Annotated in this window: 15 protein-coding genes; 10 read left to right on the top strand and 5 right to left on the bottom strand. The window is 53.6% G+C overall.

All coding sequences use genetic code 11. The annotated features are described in order from the left end of the window. Positions 1–738: 738 nt before the first annotated feature. Complete coding sequence (soxS, locus tag ETA_RS16590) at positions 739–1,164, bottom strand: superoxide response transcriptional regulator SoxS (protein ID WP_012442776.1); 426 nt, start codon at positions 1,162–1,164, stop codon at positions 739–741. 99 nt (positions 1,165–1,263) lie between these two features. On the opposite strand from soxS, the gene soxR reads away from it, so the two are divergent. From soxR to ETA_RS16570, 4 genes are all read left to right on the top strand, one after another. Further along, positions 1,264–1,731 (top strand): redox-sensitive transcriptional activator SoxR, encoded by a 468-nt coding sequence (gene soxR, locus ETA_RS16585; RefSeq protein WP_012442775.1) that lies wholly within the window; start codon positions 1,264–1,266, stop codon positions 1,729–1,731. Between the two features lie 43 nt (positions 1,732–1,774). Then, entirely contained in the window at positions 1,775–2,437 is a 663-nt protein-coding gene (locus ETA_RS16580) for a glutathione S-transferase family protein (protein WP_012442774.1), read from the top strand. 484 nt (positions 2,438–2,921) lie between these two features. Continuing rightward, positions 2,922–4,271, top strand: coding sequence for an NCS2 family permease (locus ETA_RS16575; protein ID WP_012442773.1), 1,350 nt, complete (start codon positions 2,922–2,924; stop codon positions 4,269–4,271). 174 nt (positions 4,272–4,445) lie between these two features. Continuing rightward, positions 4,446–6,095 (top strand): Na+/H+ antiporter, encoded by a 1,650-nt coding sequence (locus tag ETA_RS16570; protein ID WP_012442772.1) that lies wholly within the window; start codon positions 4,446–4,448, stop codon positions 6,093–6,095. A gap of 70 nt (positions 6,096–6,165) precedes the next feature. Here the strand turns inward: ETA_RS16570 and ETA_RS16565 are convergent, their stop codons facing one another. After that, entirely contained in the window at positions 6,166–7,068 is a 903-nt protein-coding gene (locus tag ETA_RS16565; RefSeq protein WP_012442771.1) for a LysR family transcriptional regulator, read from the bottom strand. A gap of 108 nt (positions 7,069–7,176) precedes the next feature. On the opposite strand from ETA_RS16565, the gene ETA_RS16560 reads away from it, so the two are divergent. The 3 genes from ETA_RS16560 (at position 7,177) to ETA_RS16550 (ending at position 8,982) form a co-directional block, all read left to right on the top strand. Beyond that, entirely contained in the window at positions 7,177–7,605 is a 429-nt protein-coding gene (locus ETA_RS16560) for a CidA/LrgA family protein (RefSeq protein ID WP_012442770.1), read from the top strand. Next, positions 7,598–8,296, top strand: coding sequence for an LrgB family protein (locus ETA_RS16555; RefSeq protein WP_012442769.1), 699 nt, complete (start codon positions 7,598–7,600; stop codon positions 8,294–8,296). Before ETA_RS16560 ends, ETA_RS16555 begins: the two co-directional genes overlap by 8 nt. A gap of 140 nt (positions 8,297–8,436) precedes the next feature. Continuing rightward, entirely contained in the window at positions 8,437–8,982 is a 546-nt protein-coding gene (locus ETA_RS16550) for a YfaZ family outer membrane protein (protein ID WP_012442768.1), read from the top strand. Positions 8,983–9,042: 60 nt separating this feature from the next. Here the strand turns inward: ETA_RS16550 and ETA_RS16545 are convergent, their stop codons facing one another. From ETA_RS16545 to acs, 3 genes are all read right to left on the bottom strand, one after another. Further along, positions 9,043–10,701 (bottom strand): cation acetate symporter, encoded by a 1,659-nt coding sequence (locus tag ETA_RS16545; protein ID WP_012442767.1) that lies wholly within the window; start codon positions 10,699–10,701, stop codon positions 9,043–9,045. Further along, complete coding sequence (locus tag ETA_RS16540) at positions 10,698–11,009, bottom strand: DUF485 domain-containing protein (protein WP_012442766.1); 312 nt, start codon at positions 11,007–11,009, stop codon at positions 10,698–10,700. The genes ETA_RS16545 and ETA_RS16540 overlap by 4 nt, the downstream gene beginning before the upstream one ends. A gap of 184 nt (positions 11,010–11,193) precedes the next feature. Further along, the gene (gene acs / locus ETA_RS16535; protein ID WP_012442765.1) at positions 11,194–13,149 is read right to left on the bottom strand and encodes an acetate--CoA ligase; all 1,956 of its coding nucleotides are present in this window, start codon (positions 13,147–13,149) and stop codon (positions 11,194–11,196) included. Positions 13,150–13,654: 505 nt separating this feature from the next. On the opposite strand from acs, the gene gltP reads away from it, so the two are divergent. The 3 genes from gltP (at position 13,655) to ETA_RS16520 (ending at position 22,400) form a co-directional block, all read left to right on the top strand. Beyond that, positions 13,655–14,944, top strand: coding sequence for a glutamate/aspartate:proton symporter GltP (gene gltP, locus ETA_RS16530; RefSeq protein WP_012442764.1), 1,290 nt, complete (start codon positions 13,655–13,657; stop codon positions 14,942–14,944). A gap of 365 nt (positions 14,945–15,309) precedes the next feature. After that, a complete protein-coding gene (locus ETA_RS16525; protein WP_012442763.1) occupies positions 15,310–16,854 on the top strand; it encodes a methyl-accepting chemotaxis protein in 1,545 nt (514 codons plus the stop codon). 737 nt (positions 16,855–17,591) lie between these two features. After that, on the top strand, positions 17,592–22,400 hold the full coding sequence (locus ETA_RS16520) for a hypothetical protein (protein WP_049778767.1): 4,809 nt from the start codon (positions 17,592–17,594) through the stop codon (positions 22,398–22,400). The last annotated feature ends 6 nt before the right edge of the window (positions 22,401–22,406 follow it).

Genomic DNA, 22,406 nt, shown 5'->3' with positions numbered 1-22,406 from the left:
GTTATTTTTCTCCTTCACACTGCCGCTGCCGTTATTTTAGGTGCTGACACGCTTCCCTGTAAAATAATGGGCGCGTCGTGAAAATGAGGAGCACTCTCAGTGATTGCCATCAGCTTATTGCCCTACCTGGTCCCGTGAAGGTAGGTTTATCAGATCTTCCGTCTGCTGCGCAGACCGTTACGTTCTGGCCTACCTCTGGCGATTTCCAGCATATTTTTTCTCTTTCCAGCGGAAAAGGGTACGGTTCTTTCTGACAGGGTCAGTTACGGCTTACGAACGGGAACGTCTTACCGCCGCGTGCACATTGGCTGCTTCGTAGATATTTATGACGTTGGGGGCACTGGATTGGCTATTAAAGACAAAAATGCCATAGGGTAAGGCCATACTGCATTTCAAGCGGGAAAAGATCGGGCATATCTGTGCGCGAAGATACCTTTTTTTACCTGGTTAGATCATTTATTTAAAAATGTTAGAAAATAGCCAATACGTACGCGGCTGGAAAAAGACGCCTCTCACTATTCACCTGAAATCTATTTCCGCGATAGCAAACCGCGAATGTCGGAATAACGTCATGTCGGTGGCGAGATGCCTGCCGCGGTGTCGGGAAATTTCGTTTTTTTTTCAACATATAGCGGTGTTTGGGCACGCACGACAGGTCATCTTTATAGCGATGAACAGGCGCGCAGCGGGAGTCTGAAGTCATGACAGCGCCGCGCTGCCGTACCGGTGCGCGTAGGTTCAGTTACAGGTCGGACTGGCTTTGCGATGCGGCTGCCGGGTGAGGCTGCTGACAGCGTAGTCACTACAGTCAAAATTCCAGCTGCTGCGCTGCAACCTCTGGCGACGCATGGTGTTACGGTAATCTGTTGGCGTTTGCGAAAATTGACGACGAAATACCCGTGAGAAGGTCTGCTGCGAATCGTAGCCATACTGCATGGCGATATCAAATACCGGACGGTGGCTCTGGCGCAGCGCTTCGGCGGCCAGGGTCAAACGGCGCTCGCGTATATATCCGCCCAGCGTCTGTTTTGTGACGGTGCGGAACATGCGCTGCAGATGCCATTTCGAGTAGCCCGATTTTGCCGCCACTTCATCAATCGACAGGTTTTTACCCAGATTGTTGTCGATCCAGTGGGTCAGGGTATTAATGATGTCGTCATGCATGCACTTTTCTCCCAGTCTGGTGAAAACGGACCGATCCTTCTCGCGGTCTCAATGGTCGGTGAGTATAATTCCTCAAGTTAACTTGAGGTAAAGTGCTAAATGAAAAAAAATATCCATAACCCCAATAAGCGCGAACTAACTCCGGGCGATGTAGCGCAGCGCTGTGGCGTGGCGGTTTCGGCGCTGCATTTCTATGAAAGCAAAGGACTAATTAGCAGCTATCGCAATGCGGGTAACCAGCGGCGCTACACTCGTGACGTACTGCGTCGCGTTGCGGTGATTAAAATTGCCCAGCGCATTGGCATTCCACTCGCCACCATCGGCGATAGCCTGATGCAGTATTCTCCCGGTAAACGGATGACCACCAGGGAGTGGGCGGTGCTGTCACAACAGTGGCGTGATGAGCTGGACAGGCGCATCGAAACGCTGACCCACCTTCGGGACGATCTCGACGGCTGCATCGGCTGCGGCTGCCTGTCGATGGAGGATTGCCCGCTGCGTAATCCTGACGACCGCCTGAGTGAACAGGGCACGGGGGCAATACTGCTGGATGTGAAAAGCGTCTGAACTCCTATACTGATGGTTTGATTACCGCGAGTAAGGAGTGATGATGATCACCGTGCACCATTTGAACAATTCACGTTCGCAGCGCGTGCTTTGGCTGCTGGAAGAGCTGGAAGTGCCGTATCAGATCAAGCGCTATCAGCGTGAGGCCAGCATGTTGGCCCCCGAAGCGCTAAAAAAAGTGCATCCGTTGGGAAAATCTCCCGTTATTACCGATGATCATCGCGTTGTTGCGGAGTCCGGGGCGATTCTGGAGTATCTGGAAGCACAATATGATCCTGAACATCGGCTAAAACTTTTTGACGACGAAGAGATCCTGCAATCACGTTACTGGCTGCACTATGCTGAAGGGTCATTAATGCCGCTGCTGGTGATGAAGCTGATCTTTAGCCGGATGGGCAAAGCGCCGGTACCGTGGCTGCTGCGGCCGATAGGCAGCGCCTTCGGTAAAGGGGTGCAGAAGGGCTATATCGATCCCCAGTTGGCTAACCATCGCCAGTTTATCGAGCAGCATTTGGCCAGCCATGAGTGGTTTGCCGGCAGTCGATTCAGCATTGCCGATGTGCAAATGAGCTTTCCCCTGCAGGCGTTTTCCGCCCGTGGCGGTGCCGCTGATAGCCCGGCGATCCAGGCCTGGCTGGAGAAAGTGCAGCAGCGTGCGGCCTGGCAGCGCGCGCTGGAGAAAGGGGGAGAGATTACTCTCTCGTGACAATCTTTTCCCCTGTTAACAGAGAACGTTTCACCTCCTCCCTTACCGGATAGCGGCCATAAGAAAATCCTTGCAGAGTACCGGGGCCTTTCCCGGTACTCTGTTCACGCTGACGGCAGGTATAGTGCATTTTCAGAGAATGCCATTTAAGCGCGAACAGGTGTTGAAAGTACGGCATAAAACACTGGATAATCGTTTGCCTGCAAAAAAACTGTCATCTTGAAAACCTCAGTACTGTTGGCGGCTCATCAGCCTCAGCCTCAGCCACAGTTCTGGGCGGGTGTATACCTGCGGCAACAATGATGCGTAATATCAAATACGCGTTTTTATGCGTGAATTAGAAAACGTTTGCCTTTAATCCGGTGACGCCTCGCCATGAGGCACTTTTACCGCGAATATTGCACCAGGGATGCAAACGTCGATCGCTGCGGGGCCGCCGCGATACCACGCCGCTATAACTCATAAGAAAGCTCAGAGGATTACTATGTCTACTCCTTCTCAACCCGCCAGCGGCTCTTTAGACGCCTGGTTCAAAATTTCGGCACGCGGCAGTAGCGTGCGCCAGGAAGTGATTGCTGGCCTGACGACCTTCCTGGCAATGGTTTACTCTGTGATCGTCGTACCGTCGATGTTGGGAAAAGCAGGCTTTCCGCCGGCCGCCGTCTTTGTCGCGACCTGCCTGGTGGCCGGGTTTGGCTCGTTGTTGATGGGGCTGTGGGCCAATCTGCCGATGGCCATTGGCTGTGCGCTGTCACTGACGGCGTTTACCGCCTTCAGTCTGGTTCTGGGCCAGCATATTAGTTTGCCGGTGGCGCTGGGCGCCGTGTTCCTGATGGGGGTGCTGTTTACCCTGATCTCTGCGACCGGTATTCGTGCCTGGATTTTGCGTAATTTACCGATGGGTGTCGCACACGGCACCGGCGTTGGCATCGGGCTTTTTCTCCTGCTGATCGCGGCAGACGGTGTTGGCCTGGTGATAAAAAATCCGGGACCAGGACTGCCGGTGGCGTTAGGCCACTTTCCCTCTTTCCCCATCGTGATGACGTTGCTGGGCCTGGCGGTGATTTTTGGCCTGGAAAAGCTGCGCGTTCCCGGCGGTATATTGCTGACCATTATTGCGATTTCAATCATCGGGCTGATCTTTGATCCCGCCGTGCGCTATCAGGGGCTGTTTTCGATGCCAAGTCTGAGCGACGCGCAGGGCAACTCCCTGGTGTTTAGCCTGGATATTCTCGGCGCGCTGAAGCCCGCGGTGCTGCCAAGCGTACTGGCCCTGGTGATGACGGCGGTGTTTGATGCCACCGGGACTATTCGCGCCGTGGCGGGCCAGGCCAATTTGTTGGACAAAAACAACCAAATTATTAGCGGCGGAAAGGCGCTGACCAGCGACTCACTGAGCAGTATTTTCTCCGGTCTCGTGGGGGCGGCTCCGGCGGCGGTCTATATTGAGTCGGCGGCGGGTACGGCAGCGGGCGGTAAAACCGGCCTGACGGCGGTGGTGGTCGGCGTGTTGTTCCTGCTTATTCTGTTCCTGTCACCTTTGGCCTACCTGGTGCCGGGCTATGCTACCGCACCCGCACTGATGTATGTCGGGCTGCTGATGCTCAGCAACGTGTCTAAAATTGATTTCAACGATTTTGTCGATGCGATGTCTGGCCTGCTGGCGGCGGTATTTATTGTGCTGACCTGCAATATCGTGACCGGAATTATGCTTGGCTTCGGATCGCTGATCGTTGGGCGCATTGTCGCCGGTGAGTGGCGCAAGTTGAATGGCGGCACCCTGATCATTGGTATCGCCCTGGTGGCATTTTATGCCGGTGGATGGGCTATCTGATGCAGTTTGGGGTCGCAGCTTGCGGCCCCGGCTTCAGATGCTGCTGAATTTTCCCTCTTAACGCACTTCCTGTTTTTCAATGCCCGATGAATTTGCTTTACTATCGAGTGGGCATGTTCATCGCCATGTCCGTATTGCCTGAATCCCACAGGAAGACGTATAAGAAAGGAAAACATGGAAATCTTCTTTACCATCCTCATTCTGACACTGGTTGTCTCGTTGTCAGGCGTGGCCGCACGAATCATTCCATTTCAAATTCCCCTGCCGCTGGTGCAAATTGCCATGGGGGCGCTGCTTGCCTGGCCAACGTTCGGCCTGCATGTTGACTTTGATCCGGAGCTGTTTTTAGTTCTGTTTATTCCGCCGTTGCTGTTTGCCGACGGCTGGAAAACCCCAACCAGCGAATTTTTGCACCACGGTCGCGAGATCCTCGGGCTGGCGCTGGTGCTGGTACTGATCACCGTGGTCGGAATTGGCTATCTGATTTACTGGCTGGTGCCGGGTATTCCGCTGCTGCCTGCCTTTGCCCTGGCCGCCGTGCTCTCTCCGACCGATGCCGTGGCGCTTTCCGGCATTGTGGGGGAGGGGCGCATCCCGAAAAAAATCATGGGTATTTTGCAGGGCGAAGCGCTGATGAACGACGCTTCCGGCCTGGTATCCATGAAGTTTGCCGTGGCCGTGACGATGGGAACCATGGTGTTTACCGTTTCCGGCGCTACGCTGGAATTTCTGAAGGTGGCAATCGGCGGCCTGCTGGCGGGTATCGCCATCTGCTGGCTGTATGGTAAATCACTGCGCCTGTTCAGCCGCTGGAGCGGTGACGACCCGGCCACGCAGACGGTGCTGCTGCTGCTGCTGCCTTTTGCATCCTACCTGATCGCCGAACATATTGGCGTTTCCGGTATCCTCGCGGCGGTGGCGGCAGGGATGACCATCTCGCGTTCCGGTATTATTCGCCAGGCTCCGCTGGCAATGCGGCTGCGCGCTAACAGCGTCTGGCAGATGCTGGAATTTGTCTTCAACGGCATGGTGTTCCTGATGCTGGGCCTGCAGCTGCCGGGCATTCTCGAAGTGTCGTTAAATCAGGCGAATGCCGATCCTAACGTGGAGCTGTGGGCGCTGTTCGCCTCGGTGGTGCTGATCTACGTGGCGTTAATGATTGTGCGCTTTGGCTGGCTGTGGACGATGCGCCTGATCAGCCGCAGAATGCTGAAAAAACGGCCGATGGAGTTTTCTAGCTATTCAACGCGCGAGCTGCTGATCGCCTCCTTCGCCGGCGTGCGCGGAGCCATCACGCTGGCCGGTGTGCTGTCTATCCCTCTGCTGTTGACTAATGGTAATGACTTCCCGGCACGTTATGAGCTGGTCTTCCTGGCAACGGGGGTGATCCTGTTCTCGCTGCTGGTGGGGGTGATGGTGCTACCCGTGCTGCTACGCGGCGTGGAAGGAATAGATAAATCTATGCATCGTCGCGAAGTACAAAGCGCGCGCGCGACGATGGCGGCTACCGCCATTGAGAGCCTGCATCAGATGGAAGAGCGGCTGGCTGCCGATACCGACGAGAACATCGACAGTGAGCTGTTGAAAGAGGTCAGTCTACGCGTATCGGGGAATCTGCGCCGTCGGGTTGATGGCAAAGACGATATGGAGCGTTCGCTGTATGCGGAAAATCTCGAACGCCGTTTCCGCCTCAACGCGCTGCGGGCTGAACGTGGGGAACTGTATCATCTGCGCGCCACGCAGAAAATCAGCAATGAAACCATGCGCAAACTGCAGCACGATCTTGATTTGCTGGAAGCGCTGCTGGTAGACAAAGAGGAATAGCGGCTGCGCATCATTGTGCAACGGACCGTTGCTTTTCAGCGATCGTCCGTTGCCATGATACCGCCGCCGTTTATATCGACAGGCGTGGCGTTTCACCGGGCCAGAACTCGCGGCAACAGCCGATCCACGCCTGCGCACTGCGTGACAAATAACTGCCTTCGCGCCAGATCAGCCCCAGTTTCCATACCAGGTCAGATTCCAGCGGCAGCCACAGCAGCTGGCTCCTGTCCAAACGCTGGCAGATTGGCTCCGGCAGAATGGCGATGCCCATGCCCGCTTGTACCATGGCGGCCAGAAAGTCCCACTGCCCGCTACGCACCGCAATTTGCGGCGTGAAGCCGCTGGACTGGAAGGCGCGCATCAGCTGGCGATTGAGCGAAAACTCTTCGTTATAGATCAGTATCGGATGCCCGGCCAGTTCACCGATCGGCATATGGCTGCGGCGCAACCACTCTTCGGTACGCGGTACCAGGACACAAAGGGGATGGCTCATCAGCGCCAGCGAATTTAGCGGCAAATCGTCCGCTACCGGCAGGGCGGTCATGGCAATATCCAGACTGCCGGACAGCACCGCCTGCTGTACCGTCAGGCCACCAAATTCGGCGATCTTCAGCTCCACGCCGGGGTAGCGTTGGCGAAATGCCGAGATTGACCCCGCGATCTGCATGCCAACCATCGGCGGAATGCCCAGGCGCAACTCGCCGGTCTTCAGCTGGTTAATATCACCAATCTCTGCCTCCAGCTGTTTAAACTCCTGAAGAATAGTCAGCCCGCGCTGGTACACCGCCTGGCCCGTATCGGACAGGTGCAGCTTGCGGCCTTCGCGGATCAGCAGGGTACAACCCAGCTCATCTTCCAGCTGCCGTAACATCTTGCTGATAGTGGGCTGAGTGACGTACAGCTGCTCGGCAGCCCGGGTGAAACTCTGCTGGCGAACCACTTCCACAAAATAGCGCAGGGCGCGAACGTCCATAATTATTCCCATTTGGCATAGTTTGGATAATATTAAGTCATTTTTTTCACCCTTTGTGAACGCTTTATACTCTCTGGCAGGACATCATTCCCCGAGAGTAAAGACAATATGGCATTGGCAACGCATCAGCAGACTGCGGTATGGCTACACCGCATACAAATTCCGCTTCAGGTGGCGCTGTATATTGGCATTTTTATGATTTCTGAGCGGCTGGTCGTCTGGCTGCATTTACCGCTGCCGGCCAATATCGTTGGTATGCTGCTGCTGCTGGCGATGATTATGCTGCGCGTATTGCCGCTCGGCTGGGTAAAAGCGGGAGCCAGCTGGCTGCTGGCTGAAATGCTGCTGTTTTTTATTCCGGCGGTGGTGGCCGTGGTCAACTACGCCGATCTGCTGCGGGTAGAAGGGTGGCGTATTCTGCTGGTGATTGCCGTCAGTACTCTGTTAGTGCTGGCCGCAACCTCTCTGGTGGTGGATCGTGTTTATCGTTTTGAAATCTGGCTGGCGGCGCGTAAAGAGGGGCAGCGCAATGAGTGATTTTGTTATCAGCATGCTGTGCCTGCTGGCGACGCTGGCGGTGTATTTCTGCAATAAGCGCCTGTACCGCCGCTGGCGTCGTCTGATGCTAATGCCGCTGGTCATGACGCCCATGGTGTTGGTGGCGCTGCTGCTATTTACCCATATCTCCTGGCAAAACTATATCGGCGAAAGCCGCTGGCTGCTGTGGCTGCTGGGCCCGGCAACGCTGGCATTCGCCGTACCCGTCTATGAAAATATGGCGATCGTTCGACGCCACTGGCTGTCGCTCAGCGCCGGAGTCTTCACCGCGACCGTTGTGGCCGTCTGTAGTTCCGTGTGGCTGGCGCGCCTGCTGACACTGCCGGAGGCGATTCAGCGCAGCCTTGCGGTACGTTCCATTACCACGCCGTTTGCACTGGCAGCGGCGAAGCAGATTGGAGGACAGCCCGACCTGGTGGCGCTCTTCGTCGTGGTAACCGGGGTGTTTGGTATGGCAACGGGTGACCTGCTGTTTCTGCGGTTGGCGATCAAACAAGGGGTGGCGAAAGGGGCTGGATTAGGGGCCGCGTCACACGGTGCCGGCACGGCGCGTGCCTATGAAATCGGTCAGCAGGAGGGCGTGGTGTCCAGTCTGGTGATGATGCTTTCCGGGGTGGTGACCGTGGTTATCGCCCCTGCCATTGGCCATATTATGTGGGCGATAAGTTGAAATATTTGCTTGCATGCCGTTTTGTATTGTTACTGAAAGACAATATTTTGCTCCGATTTCTCATGTTATTTCTTGTACGCCTGGTTTACTCTTCACAGCCGCCGCATCAATGCGTAAGCGAAATTAATTAGGAGAACATAATGAAAAGAGTGGCAATGACAACGGGCGCTCTGGCGCTGTTGGCGCTGGTGGGATCTGCTCAAGCTATTGAAGGTAGCGTGAACGTAGGCAAAGACTATACCGACGTGCATGCTGGCCTGGGCACCACAACGCCCGGTTTTGCACTCACCGGTGACTGGCTGCGCAGCGACCATGACGGTAATGTTTCCAGCCTCGGCCTTGGCTACAACGTGGCGATAGGTGATGTGTTCCTGTCTCCGACGGTTAAAGCCATGTCGACTAACCCGAAAGACAGCAAAGATGGCTATGCCATTGCGGTAGGCGGCGGTGTGCGCGTGCCCGTGACCAAAATGGTTAACCTGTATGGTGAGTATTTCTATTCACCGGATGCGTTCTCCAGCCACATCAACAGCTATCAGGAAGCATCGGCGGGCGTGAGCTTCCAGCCGATTTCGCTGGTTGACGTTAGCGTGGGCTACAAATATATGGCTCTGAACGGTAAAGACGGCCGCAAAGACAACGTGGTGGCCGATGGTCCATACGTAGGTGCTTCGCTGCACTTCTGATAGTGGCATGGGGCGGCCATTAATGGCCGCCCCGGCAGGCACAGATTAGCCCCGTCAGCATTAATGCCCTTTTCCGCCCTCTATCCCCACGCCGGTTTGTGAACGCACAAACTGCGCCCGGAAACGCAGCCTTTCTTCGGCTCCTTGCGTGGAGTTATCGGTGACAGAGAACAGCCATGTGCCGATAAATGCGACCAGCATGGAGAACAGCGCAGGATACTCATAGGGGAATATCGGCCGCGCATGACCCAGCACCTGTACCCATATGGTCGGCCCGAGGATCATCAGGATCACCGCCGTCAGCAGGCCCAGCCAGCCGCCCGTCATCGCGCCACGCGTGGTCAGCCTCGACCAGTACATCGACAGCAGAATAATCGGGAAGTTACAGCTTGCCGCGATGGAGAACGCCAGCCCGACCATAAAGGCGATGTTCTGCTTTTCGAACAGAATACCGAGCAGGATCGCCACCACGCCGAGCGCCACCACGGTGATTTTCGACACCCGCAGTTCCTCACGCTCGCTGGCCTGGCCCTTGCGCACCACGCTGGCATACAAATCGTGTGAAACCGCAGAAGCCCCTGCCAGCGTCAGACCGGCAACTACCGCAAGGATGGTGGCAAAGGCCACGGCGGAGATAAAGCCTAAGAACAAACTGCCGCCCACCGCATCGGCCAAATGAACCGCCGCCATATTGTTACCGCCGAGCAGCGCTCCGGTGGCATCTTTAAACGCCGGGTTGGCTCCGACCAGCAAAATGGCACCAAATCCGATGATAAAGGTGAGGAAGTAAAAATAGCCCATCAGGCCCGTAGCGTAGAACACGCTCTTACGCGCTTCACGCGCATCGCTGACGGTAAAGAAGCGCATCAGAATGTGTGGCAAGCCAGCAGTACCAAACATCAGGCCCAGGCCAAGCGAGAGCGCGGAGATCGGATCGTTGACCAGTCCGCCGGGGCGCATTATGGCAACCCCCTTCGGATGGATTTTCATCGCTTCGCTAAACAGCGTATCAAAGCTGAATCCAACGTTTTTCATGACCATAATCGCCATAAAACTGGCTCCGAACAGCAGCAGCACGGCCTTGATAATCTGTACCCAGGTTGTGGCCAGCATGCCGCCGAACAGCACGTACATCACCATCAGTATGCCAACCAGCACCACGGCAACATGGTAATCCAGGCCAAACAGCAGCTGGATCAGCTTACCCGCCCCCACCATCTGCGCAATCAGGTACAGGGCCACCACCACCAGCGAACCGCAGGCTGACAGAGTGCGGATCGGCATCTGCTTCAGGCGGTACGAGGCCACATCGGCGAAGGTGTAGCGGCCAAGATTACGCAATCGCTCGGCAATCAGAAACAGAATAATCGGCCAGCCGACCAGGAAACCGAGCGAGTAGATAAGCCCATCAAAGCCGGAGGTATACACCAGTGCGGAAATACCAAGAAACGAGGCGGCAGACATAAAATCACCGGCCATCGCCAGCCCGTTCTGAAAACCGGTGATATTGCCGCCCGCCGTGTAGTAATCGCTGCGTGAACGGGTACGCCGGGAGGCCCAGTATGTAATGCCCAGCGTCATGGCGACAAAAATCAGGAACATCACGATCGCTTCCATATTGACCGGCTGGCGTTCAACCGTACCGGCAATGGCATCGGCAGCCACTACTGGCCCCGACAGCAGCAATGCGAGTACCGCTAAGAGATAATTTTTGCTCATCCTTTTACCTCATTCAGCAGTTCGCGCGTCAGGCGGTCAAACTCGCCGTTGGCGCGCCAGACATAAATACCGGTCAGCAGGAATGAAATAACGATCAGCCCAATCCCAATGGGAATACCGCGTGTCACGCTGGTGCCGTGATAAAGCGGTGCACCAAGCCAGCCGGGCGCGAAGGCGATCAGCAGAATAAAGCCGACATAGAGGACTAACATAACGATCGATAGCAGGGTGGCAAAATGTTGTCGTTTATTTACCAGCACCTTAAAGCGTGCGCTTTTCTCAATTCTTTGGTAGAGGACATCGTTCATCACAGCATCTCCAGAGGTTATCTCCCTCACGATTGAGCTGCTGCCTGTTCCGCGGCAAGGCAATGATGGGAGAGACAGATTATTGTTATGACTTTCTAACGCTGAAAATTAAGACGTAATATAAGACGTAATTAAGACGTAATAAGGCAGGTTATTAACAGGGCCGAGAAGGCCCCTGTTGCGGTTATGGCATTTTGATCGACTGTTTCTCTTCAAGTAATTTTTCTACCACGCCCGGATCGGCCAGCGTAGAAGTATCACCGAGGTTGCTGGTATCACCCGTGGCAATTTTACGCAGAATACGACGCATAATTTTTCCCGAGCGGGTTTTCGGTAATGAGTCGGTCCAGTGCAGCACGTCCGGTGTGGCAATAGGGCCAATCTCTTTACGCACCCAGCTACGTACTTCGCTATACAGCTCCGGTGACGGTTCCTCACCGCTATTTAGCGTAATATAGGCGTAGATCGCCTGGCCTTTCAGGGCGTGTGGTATGCCCACTACCGCTGCCTCAGCAATTTTCGGATGCGAGACCAGCGCGGATTCTATCTCCGCCGTACCCAGACGATGGCCGGAAACATTCAGTACGTCATCGACGCGTCCGGTTATCCAGTAATAGCCGTCCTCATCGCGGCGAGCGCCGTCACCGCTGAAATAGCAGTTTCTGAAGGTGGAGAAGTAAGTTTGCTCAAAGCGCTGGTGATCGCCGAATAACGTGCGTGCCTGGCCTGGCCAGGAGTCAACGATGACCAGATTCCCCTCGCAGGCACCTTCTTGCAAATTGCCTTCGTTATCGACCAGCGCCGGCCGGACGCCAAAAAATGGATGGGTTGCCGAACCGGGTTTCAGCGCCGTTGCTCCGGGCAGTGGGGCGATCATAAATCCGCCCGTTTCCGTCTGCCACCAGGTATCTGAAATGGGGCATTTGCCGTTACCGATTTTTTGATGGAACCACTCCCAGGCTTCCGGATTAATCGGTTCACCCACCGAACCCAGAATGCGCAGGGTGGAGCGATCGGTGCCTTCAATCGCTTTATCCCCTTCGGCCATCAGTGCACGCACCGCCGTGGGGGCGGTATACAGGATGGTAACCCTATGTTTATCAACGACTTCACCCATACGGCTCGGCTTTGGCCAGTTTGGCACCCCTTCAAACATCAGGGTGGTGGCACCGCAGGCCAGCGGGCCATACAGCAGATAGCTGTGACCGGTGACCCAACCGACGTCGGCGGTACACCAGTAGATATCTTGTGGTTGATAATCAAAAACATATTTAAAGGTGGACGCGGCATACACCAGGTAACCGCCCGTGGTATGCAGCACGCCCTTCGGCTTACCGGTAGAGCCGGAGGTATACAGGATAAATAACGGGTCTTCCGCGTTCATCTCTTCAGGCTGATGCTGCTCGCTGGCCACGCTCACCAGTTCGTGCCACCACAGATCGCGGTCGTGGTGCCAGGCTGTCTCTGTGCCGGTACGCCTGAGAACAACCACCTTGTCCACGCTGGTCACGCCAGGATTATTGAGCGCGTCATCAACGTTTTTCTTTAACGGAATGGTGCGCCCGGCGCGCACGCCTTCGTCGGCGGTGATCACCAGGCGGGCATGACAGTCGATAATACGCCCGGCGACCGCTTCCGGTGAAAAGCCGCCAAAAATAACCGAATGTACGGCGCCGATGCGCGCGCAGGCCAGCATCGCCACGGCAGCTTCAGGCACCATGGGCATATAAATCGCCACCACATCCCCTTTATGAATGCCCAGCGTTTTTAGCGTATTGGCAAAGCGGCATACGTCGCGATGCAGTTCACGGTAGGTAAGGGTTTTGCTTTCGCTGGCATCATCACCTTCCCAGATAATCGCCGGATGGTCGCCCCGGCTTGCCAGATGCCGGTCCAGGCAGTTAGCCGCAAGGTTTAAGGTGCCGTCTTCATACCAACGAATGGAGATATTGCCGGGGGAAAAAGAGGTGTTCTTAACCGTAACGTAAGGTTTTATCCAGTCAAGTATCTTGCCTTGCTCTCCCCAAAATGCGTCGGGATCCTGTATAGACTTCTGGTACATTGACTGATACTGCTGGGGATTAATCAGCGTATTTTGCGCAATGTTGGCTGGTATCGGGTAAATATGTGACTGGCTCATGGCTGCCCTCCTTGAAGAGTGTTGATGATATGTCAACCAAAGGTTAAGGAAAGGTTTATAGGCGGCTTTGTTTTCTTTTTGCGCGGTAGATCACGGGGATGATGTGCGTAAAGGCCGTAGTTAAAAGCAGGACGCTACGACAAAATCCCGAAAATGTTCTATTTGTGTTGTCTAAAAAATAGGCGGATAAACCATTTGGTTTCTGCGGGAAAAGGGTGTGTTTTGCATAGCTATGCTATTTTCAGTGGGAATATTACTTTTCAGAACAAAGGGTTATTTTCACGTGGCGTCATTAAATCTCGGTCAGTATCCATTTTAACAAAGAAGCCACATACCGTGTAGGGTTGCATTCACATGGTCGGAAATGGTACTGATTACGCGCCTGTAAATAGGTCCACCCATCAATTACCTGTGAATTGCCGGATATCGGTCAGCCTCCTTTGAGTGTCATTCACTCCGTAGACATCACGCGGAAAGCAGGTTTTGTTAAGGAAAAAGACAAGTTATGAAAGCAGTAAAATTCAGCCTTGCCTGGCAGATACTGATTGCGTTAGTACTGGGGATTGCCGTTGGTGCCGTGCTGCATAATCAGCCGGAAAATCGTGAATGGCTAGTCACTAATATTCTGAGTCCGGCAGGTGATATCTTTATTCATCTGATTAAAATGATCGTCGTACCGATCGTGATTTCCACGCTGATTGTCGGTATTGCCGGCGTTGGTGATGCGAAAAAACTCGGTCGCATCGGCGTGAAAACCATTCTTTACTTTGAAGTGATTACCACCATTGCCATTGTGGCAGGAATTACGCTGGCGAACGTGTTCCAACCCGGCTCAGGCATTGATATGTCTACGCTGGCAACGGTGGACATCTCTAAATATGAAGCTACTACGGCACAGGTACAGGGACAGCCACATAGTCTGGTTGCCACTATCCTGTCGCTGATCCCGCAAAATATTTTTGCGGCGATAGCTAAGGGAGAAATGCTGCCTATCATCTTCTTCTCTGTGCTGTTTGGCCTCGGTCTCTCTTCGCTGCCGTCAGAACATCGCGAGCCGCTGGTGAAAGTGTTCCGCTCCACCTCGGAAACCATGTTTAAAGTCACCAATATGATCATGCGCTACGCGCCGGTAGGGGTATTCGCACTGATCTCGGTCACTGTCGCTAACTTTGGTTTTGCTTCATTGTGGCCGTTAGCGAAGCTGGTGCTGCTGGTGTACTTCGCGATCCTGCTCTTCGGGTTAGTGATATTGGGTGCCGTTGCACGCTTCTGTAAGCTGCGTATCACCACCCTGATACGTATTCTTAAAGATGAGCTGATCCTGTCCTACTCAACCGCCAGTTCAGAAACCGTTCTGCCACGCATTATGGAAAAGATGGAGGCTTACGGTGCGCCAAAGTCGATTACCAGCTTCGTGGTACCAACCGGGTACTCGTTTAACCTTGATGGCTCGACACTTTATCAAAGTATCGCGGCAATCTTTATTGCCCAACTGTATGGCATCGATCTGTCTATTGGACAGGAGATCGTACTGGTACTGACGCTGATGGTGACCTCGAAAGGCATCGCCGGTGTACCTGGCGTTTCCTTCGTGGTGTTACTGGCAACCCTCGGCAGCGTAGGAATCCCGTTGGAAGGACTGGCGTTTATCGCCGGCGTTGACCGTATCCTTGATATGGCGCGTACCGCGCTTAACGTGGTGGGTAATGCGCTGGCGGTGCTGGTTATTGCCAAATGGGAAAACCAGTTCGATGCCGAAAAGGCAGCAGCCTATGAGGCAAAACTAAAGGCCTGACCTTCGGCCTGATAAACGAATGGGCAGGGGAGCTTCCCCTGCCCATTTTGCTTTCTACAGCACGCTATGGCGACTTAGCTTTCTGCTTGTCGCCTTTATTTATGTTACCCCCCCTATTCCGCCCCGTAACGAATCGACTATAAATTACGCTGAAGGATCCTGACCTACAGGCGTACGCGCCACAGCTGCCAGCCAGACGTTTTCCTGTCTTCAAACCACCATAACGTATGATACTTCTCACTTTATCCGCTCACTAAAGTTCTACAAATCCGCTAAAGATTTCATTTTTGTTGCCGAAAACATAAAAAAAAATTACCGATAATCTTCCCCATATCTACCGTGCTGCCATTCAAAGGATGTGACTCATGCGCAACAATCTTCCCGTTACACAGCAAGAATATGCCTTTGACGATGATGCTACATTGATGTCAACAACCGACATTAACAGCGTTATCACTTACGCTAACGATGCCTTTATTGAAGCCAGTGGCTTCTCTCCTGAAGAGATAAGCGGTCAGCCACATAATCTGGTACGACATCCGGATATGCCGCCGGAGGCTTTTGCCGATATGTGGTCTACGCTGAAAAAGGGCGAGCCGTGGACCGCTCTGGTCAAAAATCGGCGTAAAAATGGCGATCATTACTGGGTGCGTGCCAATGCTATCCCGGTGGTGCGCGAGGGAAATGTGCAGGGCTATATGTCGGTACGAACTAAACCCAGTCAGCAGGAAATTCGTGTTACCGAGCGCGTGTATCAGAAATTCCGTAACGGGAAAGCCAAAGGTTTACGTTTCAACAAAGGCGTAATTGTACGCAGTGGCCTGATGAGCTGGCGTTCTGTCTTCAAAACGCTGCCGCTGCGTTGGCGCATTCGCAGTGCGCTAATCATGCTAATGCCGCTGGCAACGCTGGGCGTCTGGGGGCTGGGGTTGAGCCACGGCGCACTGGCCATATTTGCCGCGGGGATGGCACTGCTGCTGCTGCTGGTCTGCGCCTGGCTGGAAATGCAGATATCTCGGCCGATTGAGCGCATTTGCCAGCAGGCACTACGTGTTGCTACCGGGGCTGACCACAGGGTAGAGCAGATGGACAGGGTTGATGAGGTGGGGACCACGCTGCGAGCCATCGGCCAGCTTGGACTGATGTTTCGCTGGCTGGTGGATGATGTCAGCGGGCAGGCGGTTAACGTGTTGAGCGCCAGTGATGCTATCGCGCAAAGCAACAACGAACTGAGCCGCCGCACCGGTCAGACCGCCGCCAACGTCCAGCAAACGGCTGCCACCATGAATCAGATGACCGCGACGGTGAAAAGCAATACGGAAACCGCGGCCAAAGTGAACAGCCTGTCGGCCAATACCAGCAATGCAGCCAGCCAGGGCGGAAACGCTATGGTGGATATGGTCAAAATGATGGCGGAAATTACCGAGAGCTCACGGAAAATTACCAGTATTACCAGCGTGATCGACGGTATCGCTTTCCAGACCAATATTCTGGCGCTCAATGCAGCCGTAGAAGCGGCCCGTGCGGGTGAACAGGGAAAAGGTTTTGCGGTAGTCGCTGGGGAGGTGCGCAGCCTTGCCCAGCGCAGTGCTAAGGCTGCCAGCGAAATCAAAATGCTGTTGGAGAATAGCGCAGAAAAGGTGAAGTCAGGCACATTGCACGTCAATGAAACCGGTAAAACGATGGAAAATATTGTTTCCCAGGTGCAGAACGTGTCGTCATTGATTGCCCAGATCAGCGCAGCCAGTGCCGAGCAGGAGACCGCGATTAGCGAGATCGGCAAGGCGGTTGAAGAGCTGGATAACATTACGCATCAAAACGCGGTGAGGGTAGAAGAAGGGGCCCAGGCTTCGGGACGTATGACGCGCCAGGCAACGCGTCTGGTAGACGCCATCGGCGTATTCCGTTGATGAATCTTTCGGTTTAAACGGCATGCGGTTTTCCTGGCCAACGTAGTCTACTCGTTTATTTCATTCTTCAGCCACGCCAGAGTTTTCTCTGGCGCTGGCTGCTTCCTTTACTCCAATCTTAAAATTTTTTCCCGCCGCGAGGTGGACCTGTTTGCTGGCAGGAAAAATATGGCCATCGTGTACGGCATGGCAATATCGTAAGAAAAAGAGCCGAAGGCTATTTATGCTCTGGCTGCTCTGACAGCGGTATGGAATTATCCTCGTTATAAGATAAAAGTATTTACGAGGTCACAGTACGGCCGAAATTACGATGGTTTTATTTATTTCTTTTCCGATGGGTGGGGTTTTTATTGTTCGCTCGTTAAGTAAAAGTGATATAATTTCTGAATAGTCATTCATTTTAACTGACTATTTATTGTGGTTTTTTTGTTATAATGTTTTTTTATACTTCGCGATGCATTTATATAAAACGGTCTAAAATGAGCAATGATTTTTATATTCTTGCCTGTTGATTTCATATCATTATATTCTTCTTTTTTGATGAAGTGGCCGCAGGAAAATATCATCAGGATATAAATAGAGGTGTAAAAATTAATCTTGAAAAATAATGTCCGTGGATAGGTTGGGTAAGGATGTTTACGTCATAAATGCTGTGCCCTGTAGGGCGGATAGAAATCCCGTGTTGGTTTTTATGGACGTTTCTATTTGAGGCAGGCTTTAAATCAGGGAGTGACATAATGCCAGATAACATCACGGCAACCGCATATTCATATCCATTACCCGCCAGATCATTTAATCACCACAGGGCTTCAGGTGATGAAGAGCATGATGTCTGGTTCGATGCCCTCGATCGATTAGATATGGAGGACGCCTGGTTTGATGCGAACAGTGAATTTCCTGCCGAAGATATATCCGCAGAGAAATATGCAGACTCCCGGGTGCCGATCACGGAAGATCTCCTCCGCAGCATTAAACAACTTACCGTTATACTGGGCGGAGTTAAGCGGAACGAACTGTTTTCCCAGCTGTTTGCCAATATATTTCCCGGCGTTCCGGTCAATATCATGATGGCCGTGAACAGCCTCTATACCACCATTGCCGAAAAAAGAGAGGTCGACAGCGCCGTGCTGCACACCCTTTCTCTGGCATCCTGCTATCTTCCTGACGAAATTAATATTATTGCGAGGCTGGCGGCCTTCATCAGGGAGACAATAATCAGCTGGACGGGGGCTTCTTTTTTGCGCGACGGCCCCGGCGAAGGCGAGCGCTATCAGGAACATCTGTATACGGCTCTGGCCGTGGCGACCGTCGTCGCCAGCCACTTCATCACCAATGCGCCCGCCCCACAGCGCGTTTTATTCCGGGTGCCGACCTTCGCAGCCAATCTGCTGCTTCGCGCCCAATATTACTGGAGTGCGCTTGGCGGAATGGTGCAGAACGGCACGCTAACGGGCGACCCCCCCCGTCCGCCGGCTTTCGAGGTGGACAGCAGCATTGAAACGGTCTCATACATCAGGCCGTCCGCTGGTTCCGGCATCGCTGGCGACTCCTCCAGACCCGTCATCACCGCCTTTACGTCGAACTCCACGACGAACCCTGAAGCGTATACCAGGGCAACGGTGGAAAACCGCAGCACGGGAACGCGTGAAGCCACCTACAGCGCCGCGGAGACATTACACGCGCTGGTAACAGAGAGGCTGAAGAGGGAAAGCGGGCTGTCGGGCCTGCAGTACTGCGCAACCCGTCAAACGGAAACGCGGCAGTGGCAGCACGGGATGGAAACCACCCACACCCATCTCAATACGCAATGTGACGCCACGCCACACCCGGCTGCCCTGCCCGGGTCCGCCGCGGTTTCTCTGCCGCGGGCCGGTGAACCGGCGGCGCAGACCCGCTCGGCGGCAGAACGGCCCTATGTCTATACCGTCATCCCGATGACGGCCGCCGCCGCCGTGGTGCCGCATGGAAATACCTGGAACCAGGCACTGAAAAGTAACGTATTGAGGTCTGCCGGTGCCGTCACCGTACTCGGTGGCCTTGCGCTAGGCGTCAGGACGTTGTGGGACGCATGCGCTTCGCGACTGGTGGGAGAGAAGGTTGCGGTATCGGCGGAAGCGCACGCTGGCGGCCCGCATCATCAGCGAACAAAAGCGCAGGAAGTAAATATCAGACTGGCCAGGATAATGCGGTCGGCCGGCATTCTTGATGAAACGAAACGGCCCGCCGACTTGAGCAGGGAGGGCATTATTGCCGCCGTCGGCATCGCGCTGTTTGCCCCCAATCCGGATTTTACGTATGACCTCACCCAGCCTGATAAAAGGCTGGAAGCGGTGGCGAAAATGATCCTGAAAGCAGAAGAGCGTGATGAGGGCGGGGCAGACGAAAAAATCAGCGCCACGCGGGCCGGGATGGTGGTGCGCGGCTGGCTGTTTGATAACGTGCTGGGGATGCCCGTCGAGTCCTGGCTCGCCGGGAAGCTGGCCGCCCTGAAGCATCCCAAACAGTTTACCGCCTCCGTCATGGCAACCCTGCTGAAGTCAGACACGCTGCGCGCGTCCGGGACAGTCAATACGGGGGCGCTCAGCGACGGAGAAATCCTGCATTTTGACAATTTCTGGCGCTATGCGCTGGACAACACGCTGCCCTTCACGAACTTCCTTATTGATGACGGGGTGAAATCCCTGGCGGCGACGGACGAAAATTTTGTCTGGTTACATACCGGTTCGCTCTGGCTGCAAGACGCGGGGATGAAGCCGGGCGACTTCAGCGTAAAGGAGCGTCAGACGGTCGGGAGGGCGCTCTGGCGGGGGGCAGAGGCCGGCGATATGGATATCGGCTATCTGAGATACTTCACCCTGCCCGCCCTGCTGTTCGAGGCGGAGAGCCGGCCTGAAAAGGTTTCCGGCCGGAAGAAGCACGGTTTCACTCACCGCCTGAAGGCGGTTGAACGCTATGCTGAATACCGCGGAGTCGTTGCACCGGCCAGCGCCGACCTGCGCACAAAGATGGATGCGTTAAACGCAGCCACAAAAAGCTGGAAATCCCGTGGAGCAATAGCGGATAAATACGTCGAGCGGTGCCCTGAAGATAAGCTGATGCAAATGGGACACAGAGTGGGGACCGTGGGGAGGGTTCCAGTCATGAATAATCCTCGTGAGACGCCTGATAAAATTCTCATAAGGGGCAAAGATCTTGCAAAGAATAGATATCTTAATGACATAACTCCTTCAGGATGCCCCGACGTCAGCGTGACCGCGGAGTACGAGCGTGAGACCCGGGGGCTGGCGGATGCCTTTACTGCGGTGGATCATTATTCGCTGGCTGCGGCAATGGGCGGGCTTGCGGAAGAGGACATTCGCTTTATTCATTCAGACCGTGCCGTTATCAGGCAGGTTTCACCCTATCTCAGGGAGACGGAGCCCCACAGTCGGGCGAGAAAATACCTGAAAGATACGGACCTTTTTTCAGTGGTTGCCGGGGGAACGGAACGGATTTATGCCTTCGTCAGGAAGAAAGGAGGTGACTATGTCATCAGGCGCGTCGACAGAAATATCGAGAAGTATGCCAGGTTTGGCCTTTTTGACATTCTAAAATACGTGAAGTTGAAAAAAGATGATGACGGCAGCGTGATGCTGCCTGAGTACAGCGGCGGGCCCCGGGTGAAGTTCCAGCTGTTTTTTCCGGAAATTTCAGAGGGTATTGACGGCGCGGGGGAGGCAGCGGACAGAATCGTTAATCATTTTAAGGAAAAGCGCCATTCGGGGTTTTATGACGGGATGTGGTCGGCAGGCTATGATGCAACGGCTGAGCAAAAATTAACTGATTTCTTTAAGAGATTGATTCCCTTTTATGACTGTAGCAAAGGCAATATAGCTTCCTGTGTTTTTGACGTCATTTCCGTTATTCCCCTGTTTGGCAAGTCTGTCAGTCTGGCGGGGAAGTTCGGACAGAGTCTTTTTAAGGCGATGTCGGTGGGCGTAAAGTTCTTGCCTTTAGGAGCCTTAACCGTAAACGCGGTAAAAACGGCCGGAAGTCAGGCGCTGGGGCAAATCAGTTTGCCCACCATTTCAGAACTGGCCTCATTGGGTAAAACCGCCATCCTGACGCAGGATCCGGGCTTTGAGCTGTTGGCCCACACGGGTAAATACAGCTTTTCTACCCTGGAGGCGATTTTCAGCAAGTTCAGGGGGGATAAGCGTCTAAACAATGTCGCTGACCTGGATAACATCCTTGAAAAGATGAAGAGATCTGGTGTGATAAAACCGGAAACGAAGCCTGTGGGATTATCAATTAAAATGGCATGCCTTCCGGGTACAAAGATGAAGGTTCCGGTCAGGTTTATGGGTACCGTCGACAATGAGAAAGTGTATGCGATCGTTAACCCTGAAACCGGTGAAACGGCGGCGTGGGCTTATTCCATTAAGGAAGGAGAGTTGAAGTTAGTGACCAGGCACCCGGGCGAAATAACGCCCGCATCCGGGGCCAGCAAGACAGAAAGCGTCGCTTCACAGCGCGGAAAAGAGAAACTCGCTCCTGCCGAAGGCCCTTCTAAGAAAGAGGTGATGGATTCACTGTGCCCCACGGGCGGTCGCGTTAAACGCACCCTCGACGAACTGTGCCGGGCGAGACCTTTTGCAGATAAAGGTTGGAACACGGTTTTTGATATGAAACATGGTCGTGAAATTATACCGTCGGCTTATAAAGTATCCCTTTTAAGGACCGTTAATCCTGTTCGGTATGAAATACTGCAAATTTGCTTAAATAACGTATTCGACATAGGGCGCGAGGCTGAAAGAGTCATAACGGGTATGCATCCAGCGGAAATAATAAAATCGTTCAAAGGGATGACAAACATTTCACTCGAAACCTTTAAGCAAGCCGAGATTTTAAGAGTAAATGTATTAAAAACAATAAAAGCGTTTGATTTCTTTTGGGCTAATGACGCGACTCATATAGTTTTAGCCTCTTTCCCAAAAGGTTCCGCTGCATACGAAGTAAACGCTGGCGCCTATTATCTGCAAGGCACCAAAGCGATGGTTATAGGTGACGCTGCTTTTACCGACAAGAATCAAGGGGGCCTTGAAATGGTTCTCCTGCATGAAGCTTCGCACGTAGATAGAGGCTTCGATTATTTTTATTATCCTAGGTATCTATCCTCTGACACAGGTCGAAAATCAATAATACAAATCAGTCATGAGCAAAAAATAGATGTGACGAACTATAACAGTTTTTATACGTGGAACATTATGAAAAAATATGGTCTTGAAAGCCTTGATGTAGCGAATGATTTAAAAAGAAAACTGGGGTTTGACGTAAATCTACCCCTGGCAGCTTCGGATCCTCGTGTTATGGACGGAATGTATCGTCTCGGTCTTACGTACGCTGATTTGATGGTTGAAAATGCCGACTCCATAGCGCTCTTTATCCTGCATCTCGGGCATAAACCCAATACGTTTAACTGGAAGAGCGCTGACGAACTTTTCAAAAAAGCGGAAAGTGAGATTAGTTTCTCTGATTCAGTCGCCGCGAGCGGGTCGCAAGGTTAAGCGTGT

This window comes from Erwinia tasmaniensis Et1/99, from assembly GCF_000026185.1.
Taxonomy (GTDB): domain Bacteria; phylum Pseudomonadota; class Gammaproteobacteria; order Enterobacterales; family Enterobacteriaceae; genus Erwinia; species Erwinia tasmaniensis.
This window is presented reverse-complemented; position numbering and strand designations above follow the sequence as displayed.